General features: G+C 33.9%; 11 protein-coding genes and 1 tRNA gene. 1 reads left to right on the top strand and 11 read right to left on the bottom strand.

From position 1 onward, the window contains the following. Positions 1 to 118: 118 nt before the first annotated feature. A complete protein-coding gene (locus tag LWW95_09575) occupies positions 119 to 859 on the top strand; it encodes a hypothetical protein (GenBank protein ID MDL1957273.1) in 741 nt (246 codons plus the stop codon). A gap of 1,107 nt (positions 860 to 1,966) precedes the next feature. Here the strand turns inward: LWW95_09575 and LWW95_09570 are convergent. The 11 genes from LWW95_09570 to rpoD form a co-directional block, all read right to left on the bottom strand. Beyond that, a tRNA-Arg gene (locus LWW95_09570) sits at positions 1,967 to 2,043 on the bottom strand. Between the two features lie 38 nt (positions 2,044 to 2,081). After that, entirely contained in the window at positions 2,082 to 2,609 is a 528-nt protein-coding gene (gene pyrR, locus LWW95_09565) for a bifunctional pyr operon transcriptional regulator/uracil phosphoribosyltransferase PyrR (protein MDL1957272.1), read from the bottom strand. Further along, a complete protein-coding gene (locus LWW95_09560) occupies positions 2,584 to 3,927 on the bottom strand; it encodes an amidohydrolase (protein ID MDL1957271.1) in 1,344 nt (447 codons plus the stop codon). Before LWW95_09560 ends, pyrR begins: the two co-directional genes overlap by 26 nt. Next, entirely contained in the window at positions 3,927 to 4,751 is an 825-nt protein-coding gene (locus tag LWW95_09555) for a purine-nucleoside phosphorylase (GenBank protein MDL1957270.1), read from the bottom strand. The genes LWW95_09560 and LWW95_09555 overlap by 1 nt, the downstream gene beginning before the upstream one ends. A gap of 1 nt (position 4,752) precedes the next feature. Further along, a complete protein-coding gene (locus LWW95_09550) occupies positions 4,753 to 5,523 on the bottom strand; it encodes a DUF2914 domain-containing protein (protein MDL1957269.1) in 771 nt (256 codons plus the stop codon). A gap of 40 nt (positions 5,524 to 5,563) precedes the next feature. Continuing rightward, positions 5,564 to 6,451 carry a type II secretion system GspH family protein gene (locus tag LWW95_09545; GenBank protein MDL1957268.1) on the bottom strand — a complete coding sequence of 296 codons (888 nt, stop codon included), beginning with the start codon at positions 6,449 to 6,451 and terminating at the stop codon, positions 5,564 to 5,566. Beyond that, positions 6,452 to 7,000: a prepilin-type N-terminal cleavage/methylation domain-containing protein gene (locus tag LWW95_09540; GenBank protein MDL1957267.1), complete on the bottom strand. Its 549-nt coding sequence runs from the start codon at positions 6,998 to 7,000 to the stop codon at positions 6,452 to 6,454. 12 nt (positions 7,001 to 7,012) lie between these two features. Next, positions 7,013 to 7,558: a prepilin-type N-terminal cleavage/methylation domain-containing protein gene (locus LWW95_09535; GenBank protein MDL1957266.1), complete on the bottom strand. Its 546-nt coding sequence runs from the start codon at positions 7,556 to 7,558 to the stop codon at positions 7,013 to 7,015. Positions 7,559 to 7,627: 69 nt separating this feature from the next. Then, positions 7,628 to 9,082, bottom strand: coding sequence for an Asp-tRNA(Asn)/Glu-tRNA(Gln) amidotransferase subunit GatA (gene gatA / locus LWW95_09530; GenBank protein MDL1957265.1), 1,455 nt, complete (start codon positions 9,080 to 9,082; stop codon positions 7,628 to 7,630). Then, a complete protein-coding gene (gene gatC, locus LWW95_09525; GenBank protein ID MDL1957264.1) occupies positions 9,083 to 9,367 on the bottom strand; it encodes an Asp-tRNA(Asn)/Glu-tRNA(Gln) amidotransferase subunit GatC in 285 nt (94 codons plus the stop codon). A 1-nt stretch (position 9,368) separates the two neighbouring features. Then, complete coding sequence (gene rpoD / locus LWW95_09520) at positions 9,369 to 11,117, bottom strand: RNA polymerase sigma factor RpoD (GenBank protein MDL1957263.1); 1,749 nt, start codon at positions 11,115 to 11,117, stop codon at positions 9,369 to 9,371. Positions 11,118 to 11,128 lie beyond the last annotated feature (11 nt).

Raw genomic sequence — 11,128 nt, 5'->3', positions numbered from 1 at the left:
GTAAGATTTAACCTTTATGAGGTGCTTTCCTGGCTTAAGGAGCAGTCGCAGAGGTGATCCTGCAGTTCCCCCTTGAGCGAGAGCGGAAATTTGGTTAAGTTCATAGGAGAGGGGCGATATGCATAGAGGTTATATTAATTACACTGCTGATATAGATGGAGTGATTTTTGATCCATTTGAGATTGACGGAAGACATCCATCCGTAGAAAAAATCCGAATAGAAGCAACCGGTGAGAAAGTAAAAATTAGATTTTTTGTTAAGGGTGTTGCTTCGCCAGAGGAGTCACACAGACTAACACAAAATATGGTTGAAGAAATTCTGGACAGGCTGGCTTTTAAACTGAATGTTCCTGTTGGTAGTGCGCAGTACTCCGGCGGGTCCATACAGCGTAAGGCAGCAACCAAGAATGGTTCTAAGTTAGTAGATGTCCATTTAAGTGATACTATACATATGGCATGTAGTGTATCGGCAGTTCGCAAACTCGGCCCAGAATCAACTGAGAATCTAAAAAAAGATTTAGAAAAAGAAGAACTCCTTGGAACTCGATATTTCAATCTGTTCCGCTTTGCCCTGCAGAGTCCCGATCCTGTAACCAGATTTTTGTTTCTTTACTCAATTTTACTTGTGATGTGCGGAGATAATCAAAAGAAAGTTGATAAATTTATTCAAAAAATTGACCTGGATGTCGAGGTTACTGAAAGCCCGCATGATGGGAAACCTGAAACCATTTACACCCGGCTGAGAAATGAGGTGGCACACTGCAGAAAAAATACCCATCCGGCAAAAACAAGGAAGGAGATAGAAGGAATATTATCAAGATTTATTGATTTGGTAAGAAAAGCAATTGAACTAGGTTAAAAATGGCCTGCATAAGAAAAAGGAGAGGGAAATGGATTCTTGATTATTATGACCAGTTCGGTAAAAGACACTGGGAAACATGTAAAACCAAAAAAGAAGCAGAACAGAGGCTTGCCCGGATTCTTGTTGAAATAGGGAAGGGAACATATAATCCGGAGAAAAGGACAAAAACATTTAAAGAGGTTGCGGAGACATGGTATGAGATGATTGTTGTCCCGAACAAAAGGCCGAAGACAGTAAGGTATTACAGAAACCATCTTGATAACCATCTCCTGCCCTTCTTTGGCGATATTAAAATAAACAGAATTGATGTGAGTCTTATTGAGAAATACATGGCAAAAAGGCTTTCAGAAGGTGTAAGCAAAGCAACGATAAACAAAACAATCACCACCCTTGGGACAGTAATGAGATATGCCGTAAAACATGGCCTTATTGACAGAAATCCCGTCTCTTATATCCAGAGGCTGAGTGGAAGCAGGGAGGAGGCTGACGAAAAGCGGTATTTAACGCCTGAGGAAATAAGGCTTCTTATTTCAAATGCAAAGGAAGAGCACAGGCCCTTGCTGATGACAGCGGTTCTTACCGGGATGAGGGAAGGCGAAATTCTGGGCTTGAAATGGGGTGATATTGACTGGCGTAATAGACAGATATGCGTTCGCAGGACTCTGCAGAATGGAAGATTTTATGAGCCAAAAACAAAGGCATCCAGAAGAAGGATAGATATGGCGCCACAACTCGTGCTTGAGCTTAAGAAATGGAAGCTAAGATGCCCGAAGAGCAAATATGATCTGGTATTTCCGACAAAAAATGGAAATCCCATGGATGCCAGAAATATGTTGAGAAATATATTCTATCCCGCACTCAGGAGGTCGGGACTTCCGAGGATAAGGTTTCACGACCTGAGACATACCTATGCGAGCCTTCTGATAAAGCAGGGAGAGCATCCAAAGTATATACAGCAGCAGATGGGCCATTCATCCATTAAGGTAACCCTTGACACTTACGGTCACCTGATGGAAGCCACGAATTATGAAGCGGCAAAAAAACTGGGTGAAACAATTTTTGGTAGCAAAATGGTAACAGGTGAAGATAAACATCAAAAAAATCTGGCGCGCCTGGAGGGATTCGAACCCCCGACCCGCGGATTAGAAGTCCGCTGCTCTGTCCTGCTGAGCTACAGGCGCCTATTTAAAAGTAACTTAATCCTGCTTTTTTGTCAACTTTATCGAACAATCACCACCTCATCTCTTCCATCTTTCTCCTTTAAAAATACATCTACTCTTTCATCACGGGAAGTTGGCACATAAAGCCCAACATAATTAGCCATAATAGGCAATTCTCTATGATCTCTATCAATAAGTACAGCTACTTCTATTTTCTGTGGACGACCAAAGTCTATAATAGCATCCATTGCTGCTCTAATAGTACGACCAGTAAAAATAACATCATCAACAAGAATTACATTTTTTTCATCAACACTAAAAGGAATTTCTGTCTTTTTAAGAATAGGTTGTTGTGATAATCGAGTCCAATCATCTCTATAAAGATTAATATCAAGAGTACCTAAAGGAAGAAAGGGGGGTTCAATATCTGCCATCATTTTTTGAAGTCTTTTTGCTAAAAAAGCCCCTCCAGTATGGATACCAATTAATACTAAATTTTCAACTCCTTTGTTATGTTCAATGATTTCATAGGCAATTCGCAACAGTGTTCTTTTTATTTCATCAGCTGTCATTATTACCTTTTTCATAATAAGGCTTAAGTATCATAAATTTATCTTTTGTCAAATCTTTTATATGTCCATAAATTTCTTCTAAATCAAGAGTTAATAATTTTTTATTTTCCATAAGAACCTTTCCATTAACAATAGTAGTAAGAATATCATTACTACTAGCTGCATAAACAAGGTGAGAGACAAGATTATAAACTGGCATAAGATGTGGTTGATTTAAGTCAATAACAATCAAATCTGCTTTTTTTCCAGGAGCAAGACTACCTATTTTTGAAATACCTAAAGCATTGGCACCTTCTTTTGTAGCCATTTTTAAAATTTCCCAAGCAGAAACTACTGTAGGATCACCTTGATTAAATTTATGAATACGAGCAGCTGTACTCATTTCTGAAAATAAATCTAGGTCATTATTACTGGCTGGACCATCAGTACCAAGTCCTAAGGTAACTCCTTCAGCCAAAAGTTTGGGAATAGGAGCAATACCAGAGGCAAGTTTTAAATTGCTTTCTGGATTATGAATTACTTTCACATGGTACTTTTTTAAAAGTTTAATATCTTCATCTGTTAACCAGACACAATGAGCAGCAATTAAATGTTCATTTAAGATACCTAATTTAGCTAGATGTTTTATTGGTGTACAACCATATTTCTGTTTTATTTTTTCTACTTCATCTTTGGTTTCAGCTAGATGAATCACATAAGGTACTTGATATTCTTCAGCTATTTCTTTAGCTTTTTTTAGTAAAAAAGGACTACAAGTATAAGTTGCATGAGGCATAATGGCTATAGATATTAAAGGATGTGATTGCCATTTTTCAATAAGTCTTTTTGTATAAAGAAAACCTTGTTCTAAAGGGCCATAATTAGGAGAAGGAAAATCATAAAGAACTTCACCAATTATTGCTCTTAATCCTGCTTTTTCTGTTGCTTTAGCCACCATATCAGCAAAAAGATACATATCACAAAAACAAGTAATACCAGAAAAAATCATCTCAGCACAACCAAGTAATGCACCCCAATAAACCCATTCAGGCTTAAGTTGTTTTTCTAAAGGAAAGATATATTTTGTAAGCCAATCTATTAAAGGAAGATCATCAGCTATCCCTCTGAAAAGAGTCATGGCAATATGAGTATGACCATTGATAAGCCCAGGTAATATAAGACCATCTTCATAATGGAGATGTTTTAAAGGAATAAATTTTTTTAAAAGCTCTTTAATAGGAGCAACAGCTATAATATTTTCTCCTTTAATAGCTACACCAGCTTCAAAAAGTATTGTTTCATCTTCCATTGGCAAGACATATTTTGCAGAAATAAGTAAATCAATTCTTTCCATTATACTTCCAATACTTTTAAAAAATGTTTTAAAAGCCTTATTAATTTTTCTTCAGCTTTTTTAGCTGTAGCAATTACCTTTTCAATAGGGGCAGGCTGATAATTATCTGGCAAATTCACATTAGTAATGACTGAAATAGCTAATACTCGTAGACCATGATGAACAGCAACAATTACTTCTGGTACTGTAGACATGCCAACTGCATCCGCTCCAATTAAACGCAAAAAACGAGTTTCTGCTGCTGTTTCAAGACTTGGGCCAGCTACAGCTACATAAACACCTTTTTGTAATTTTATCTTTTCCTCTAATGCCACTTTCTCAAGAAGATTAAGTAGTTCCCTATCGTAAGGAGCAACCATATCTGGAAATCTCACTCCCCATTCATCTACATTTGGGCCTCTTAAAGGATTGGCACCCATAAGATTTATATGATCCACAATAGCCATTAAATCTGCTTCTTTAAAAAGGGGATTCAAACCACCTGCAGCATTAGAAATAATTAATAATTTTGCTCCTAATAAAGCTGAAATTCTAACTGGAAAGGTTACTTCTTTTAAATCATAACCTTCGTAATAATGAATACGCCCTTGAAAGGCTAATATTTTTTTACCTTCTAAAAAACCTAAAATTATTCTACCTTTATGACTAGGAGCAGTTGAAATAGGAAAATGTGGAATTTCTGTATAAGGAATAATTATTTCTGGTTTTATTAAACTAGCTATTCCTCCAAGTCCAGTACCTAAAATAATAGCTATTTCAGGAGAAAAATTGGTTTTATTTTGAATATATTTGACCGCTTTTTTTACTTTTTCTTGATATTCCATTTTATTCTATTCTGAATTTGATACTTGCCAATCTCTCCTTTTTTGGACCAAAAATAATAACTTCCCATTGTCCTTTTAAATCAGGATAAATAATCTTTTTACTCCAAGTACGCCATCTTTTTCCTTTTACAGGCAAATTAATACCCATTACTGCTTTTCCTTTATAAAACCAAACATGTCTAATTTCTATAGGTTTTCTTGCCCCAACAATTTCAGTAAAACAATATAAATAAGTGATTTTTTTAATTTTAAAAACCTTAGCAGGGTTTATTGGCTCTCTATTTTTTATACCTTCGCATATATAAATGCGTTTTACATAAAAAGAAGGTGTTTTTTCTATTCTTGCTTCTGCTTTTGGAGGAGGTGAGGGAGGTGTTATTTTAGGCAACTCACGAGAAATAGTAGAGATTGATGGTTCATGTGATGTTTCACTAATTATAGTTAAGATAAGTGTAATTAATCCTAAAAAAAATAGAATAATAATTAAGGTAATATAATTAAACTTTTTTTTAGGCTTTGTTTCTACAGAAATAACAATAGGCTCTGTTTCTTTTTCATATTGAGCAATGATTCTTTCTGGACTTAATCCTAAATAATTAGCATATAGACGCAAATAACCTTTTACATATGCTGAAGCAGGAAGTTTTTCCCAATCTCCTGTTTCAATTGCTCTTAAATAATAGATTGGTATTTTTATTTCAGCAGCTATTGATTCAAGGGAAATTCCTTTTGCTTCACGAACTTTTTTTAAGATTTCTCCAACCTTAGCCACAAAAAAAACATGCCATAAATAAGAAAAATTGTCAAAGAGCTTAATTATCTAAAAGAGAAATCCCATTCCAACGTAATTTTGTATTTCGATTGCCTTGAGGTGTTGTTTCAGAAAAGTCTATTTTTTCACATGCATCAAAATCAAAAATAGGATTTAAATCTAATAAACAGTCATTGTTAGTTGCATAAGCAATAGTTTCTTTTTGAATATAACACTGATCACCTACAGCTATTTCAGTGCAACCAATGTATTTACCACCTTTAACATAAATAGAAGAAGCTCCATTATTTAAAACAGTATAAAATTCACTTCCACAATCTAGGCGAGCATAGATTTCAGAAAAACTTATCCACATAAGCAGATCATCAGAACTAATATTTTTTGCCTCATAATCTCTATCAGCATCATTATTTTCTCCTTCATATTGTTTATTATTTCCTGGAGCTAAAAGTACAAAGGCTACTGGTATAAAGTTAGAACCATCTAAAGTTATACGTGTTGTAGCAGTGCTAGTACCATTTATAAAAGCTTGTAATTGATGGCAGATATTTTGAGAAGTAGTATCTGTAAGCTTACCATTAGTTGTTGCACTTCCACTTATATCATAATCAAATACACGACCATAGGCATCAAATGCATCTGCTTTAGAAACACCTATGGTTAAAAAAGGTAATTTACCTACATATTGATCAATGTCTTCTTTACCATCTAAAGGCGAAGATGTATCTGCATATGGGAATCTTCTATAGCTTAATAAATAGCCAATTAAAGCCTCTTTTATTATCTCCATATTATTTTTTGTTTTTTTTGTCCGATTTACTTTAGATAAACCATTTATTAATGTGAAAGATAATCCTAAAAGGATACCAACAATAACTAAGGTTAGAGCTATTTCTATTAAAGTAAATCCATTTTTTCTTTTTAACATTTATCTATCAAACCACCAGTGAAGCGTATTTGCACTATTAGGATCAGTAGGACAATAGGCACCACCATCCCATCTAATATTTCCTGAATTAGAAACTCCATCATCTATTTTGATATCAATAGATTGGGCTACCCAACACGGAACCCTTGTAGCATTAATGCGATTATAATTAGGATAAGGTGCAACACCTCCTTGAAGAGAAAAAGTTCCATTAAAGATATGTCTACCATCATTAAGTTGAAGAAGTTGTTGACATACTAACTGGCACCATGCATTTGAACTTATAGTAATAGAACTGCAATCGCAACTTGTTGGAGGAGAATGTGTGCCATCTATAATACCATCTGGTGGATCGCTGCTATCTCCAGCATATCTTCCCATCCTCTCTAAATAGGTAAACTGAGCAGAAGCAATATACCTAAGTTTAGAAAAAAAATTTTTCTCTTTTGCACTTTTTATTAATGCTTGTCCTCTTAAAATAGCTCCCATTAAAATACCAATTATTACTAAAACAATAGCTAATTCAATCAAAGTAAAACCCTTTTTCATATTTTCCTCCAATCAAAAAACATACCAGTACATATCCCTTAATCCACCAGTATAATCAGCATTTGCTTGAATATCACCTTGATTATATATACCATCATCATATCGTTGATCTAAACTTTCAGCAGCATCAGAAGGAATATTATCTACTAAAATATAATTTTTACCTAATGTTCCATTATATCTAAATAAATATCTCCCACCAAATGGCGATGTTTTCGCTACTTGCGTTTCTGAAGTTAAAGAGGCATCCCCAGAGACAAAACCAGCGGCAATTAATTCCCTCCATGCGCAAATTCTTTCTGCCCAGTCCCAAATGCCATCAGCATCACCAGTACAACTTAAACTAAATCTATCTATGGGATCATCACCTGGTAAAAAACCATATTTATCTTGGTAACTGTAAACAGCAGCTGCTATGCCATCAATATCTGATTTAACCCTTTTTATCTTAGCATTTTGAATCATGCTTTGTCCTTTTAAAATAGCTCCTATAAGTAAACCAATAATCACCAAAACAATAGCTATCTCTATTAATGTAAAACCTCTTTCTTTTCTCATAAACCACCTCCTTAATTAACACATTATTCGTAAATATTATCGGATAAATTTATGATAAAGTTCGATTTTTTATAATGGAGGTTTTCTTTTTAAAGAAATTGCCTTTTCAAATTGGTAGGCAGTTTGTAATAAACGATTTTCAGAAAAATGAGGACCAATTATTTGCAAACCAATAGGTAGACCTTCATTACTAAAACCAGCTGGAACAGAAATAGCTGCTAAACCAGCTAAATTAATGGGAATAGTAAATATATCTGAAAGATACATTTGTAAAGGATCATTTATTTTCTCTCCAATTCTAAAAGCAGGTGTTGGGGCTACAGGCATTAAAAGAAAATCACACTCTTCAAATGCTTTTTCAAAATCTTTTTTAATTAAGGTTCGTACTTGAGATGCCTTTTTATAATAAGCTTCATAATAACCTGCAGAAAGTGCATAAGTTCCAAGCATAATACGTCTTTTTACTTCTGCACCAAATCCTTGTGCTCTTGTCTCACAATACATCTCAAAAAGATTTTTAGCTGATTTTTCTCGAAAGCCATATTTTACACCATCATAGCGAGCAAGATTTGAACTTGCTTCAGCTGGAGCAATGATATAATAGACAGCTACAGCATATTCTAAATGAGGTAAAGAAACTTCTTTTATTTCTGTTCCAAGCTCAGAAAAGACTTTTATGCTTTTTTCAAAAACTTCCTTTACAGATGTATCTAAACCACCAACCTCCATAGCTTCTTTTATTACTCCTAAACGAAAACCTTTTATTTCTTTTTTTATATCTTTAGTATAATCTTTTCTTTCTATTGGAGCAGAAGTTGAATCATATTCATCATGTCCAGCTATTATTGAAAGCAGAATAGCAGCATCAGTCACATTTTTAGCAAGAGGCCCAATTTGATCCAAAGATGAAGCAAACGCAACAAGACCAAAGCGAGAAACAAGTCCATAAGTAGGTTTTAACCCAACAACACCACAAAAAGAAGCAGGTTGCCGAATAGAACCACCTGTATCTGAACCAAGTGCCCCAATACATTCATCTGCTGCTACTGCAGCTGCTGAGCCTCCACTTGAACCACCAGGCACCCTTTCAAGATCCCAAGGATTGTAGGTAAGATGCATAGCAGAATTTTCAGTGGAAGAACCCATAGCAAATTCATCCATATTAGTTTTTCCTATTATAATGGCTCCGGCCTCTTTAAGCCATTTAATTACAGTAGCATCATAAGGTGGGATAAAATCAGCTAAAATTTTTGAAGCACATGTTGTCTTTATACCAACAGTACAGATATTATCTTTAATAGCTAAAGGAATACCAGTAAGGATTGTAATTTCTCCAGATAATATTTTTTTCTCTGCTTCTTCTGCTTGTTTTAAGGCTAATTCATGAGTAAGGGTGATATAAGCTTTTACTTTATTTTCAACCTGTTCAATCCTTTTAAAAATATCTTCTACAATTTCACAAGGACGAATCTCCTTCTTTTTAAGTAAATTATGCAGTTCAGAAATACTTTTTTCTGCCAGCATTTAAATCACTCTTGGTACTACAAACATATCTTTATCTGCTTGTGGAGCATTATTGAGCACCTTTTCTGTAGATAAAGAAGATTTCACTTCATCTTCTCGAAATACATTATTTAATGCCAAAGCATGATAAGTAGGCTCTACATTTTTTGTATTTAATTCATTCAATTTTTCCATATAAAACAAAATCTGATTCAATTGTTCAGTAAACATTGTCAATTCTTTTTCATTAAATTTTAATCTAGCCAATCTAGCTACATGTTCAACCTCTGCTTTAGAGATTTTCATTTTAATCCTCCAAAAAACTTCTTAAAAATTTACTACGACTTGGATGTTTCATTTTACGTAATGCTTTAGCCTCTATTTGTCTTATACGTTCTCTTGTCACAGAAAATACTTTACCTACTTCTTCAAGGGTATGGTCTGCTCTCTCACCTATACCAAAACGCATTCGTAATACCTTTTCCTCTCTAGGAGTGAGAGTAGATAATACTTTCCTTGTTTGTTTAGCTAAGTCAAGTCTTATCACTGCATCTTCTGGAGGAAGAATTTTTTTGTCTTCAATAAAATCACCAAGCAGGCTATCTTCATCTTCTCCAATAGGTGTCTCTAAAGAAATAGGCTCTTTAGCTATTTTTAAAATTTTATTAATTTTTTCTACTGGAAATTCCATCCTTTCAGCAATCTCTTCTGGTGTAGGCTCACGTCCTTTTTCTTGGAAAAGTAAACGTGTAATCTTTATCAATTTATTTATAGTCTCAATCATATGTACAGGAATACGTATAGTCCTTGCCTGATCAGCAATGGCTCTAGTAATAGCCTGTCTAATCCACCAAGTCGCATAAGTACTAAATTTATAACCACGTTGATATTCAAACTTTTCTACTGCTCGCATAAGCCCAATATTGCCTTCTTGAATCAAATCTAAAAAATGAAGACCACGATTTGTATATTTTTTAGCAATACTTACTACCAAACGCAAATTAGCCTCAACAAGCTTTCTTTTTGCCTCTTGAGCTTTTCTTTCTCCTTCTTTAACTCGACGTAAAATATCTCTAAGCTTTTTTATATCCATATTTGATTCACCTTCTATACGTAAAAGCCCCCTTTGTCCTTGTTTAACCTTTTGTTCAATAAGGCTTAACTCATCCAAAGTTACATTCAATTTCTGAGCTATATTATTTCTCTCTTCAGGATGTTTCTTTAAATAGCCTACTATTTTTTTTAATTTTTCTAATGGAAACCCTGTTTTAAAAACACATTCAGCCATATTTTCTTCATATGTTTCTATTTCTTTCATAAGTTGCTTCAATTGATTCACAATATTTTTAATTTGCTTACGATTTAATTTGATAGATTTAAGACAAAGACATATACGTTTTTTATTGTTCTTTAATCTTTCTTCAATCTTTTTCCGATCCTCTTCTTTAATTCTTTTATTTTTAAAAAGGTAACGTAGATGGATATTTTCTTTTTCAATTGCTGCTACTTCATCCAAAATAGCAATTACCTGTTTTTTCTTTTTTTCAACTTCTTCTTCCCTTTCTTCTTCATCCAAATCTCTTACTACTTCTTTAATATTTATTTTTCCTTTCTTTAAGCCTTCTCTTAATTTTAATATTTCTTTAATACCAATCATAGAATCTAAAAGAGCATCTAAAACTTCTTCTTCTCCCTTTTCAATCACTTTTGCTATCTCTATCTCCTCTTCCCTACTTAAAAGTGGAACTTCTCCCATTTCTTTTAAATATAGTTTCACAGGATCAACATAACGTGTAACATCAATATCAGAAAAGTCTGAAAATATTTCATCTTGTTGATTGACTTCTTCTGAAAATTGTTCTGAAGGATTTTCAGGGGGTTCTTCCACAATTTCAATATCCATTTCATCAAATATACTTAAAGCATCTTGTAAACATTTAGAAACAACATCCTCAGGTAAAACTTCACTTAAATCTTCATAAGTTAAATAACCTTTTTCCTTGCCTAAAGAAATTAATTTTTTAATCTCTGGAAATAAACTTTTTTCTTCTGTCATAGTTTACTCCT

The organism is Candidatus Desulfofervidus auxilii (assembly GCA_030262725.1).
GTDB lineage: Bacteria > Desulfobacterota > Desulfofervidia > Desulfofervidales > Desulfofervidaceae > JAJSZS01.
The sequence above is the reverse complement of the archived record's forward strand: the minus strand, read 5'-3'. Positions and strand labels throughout refer to the sequence as shown.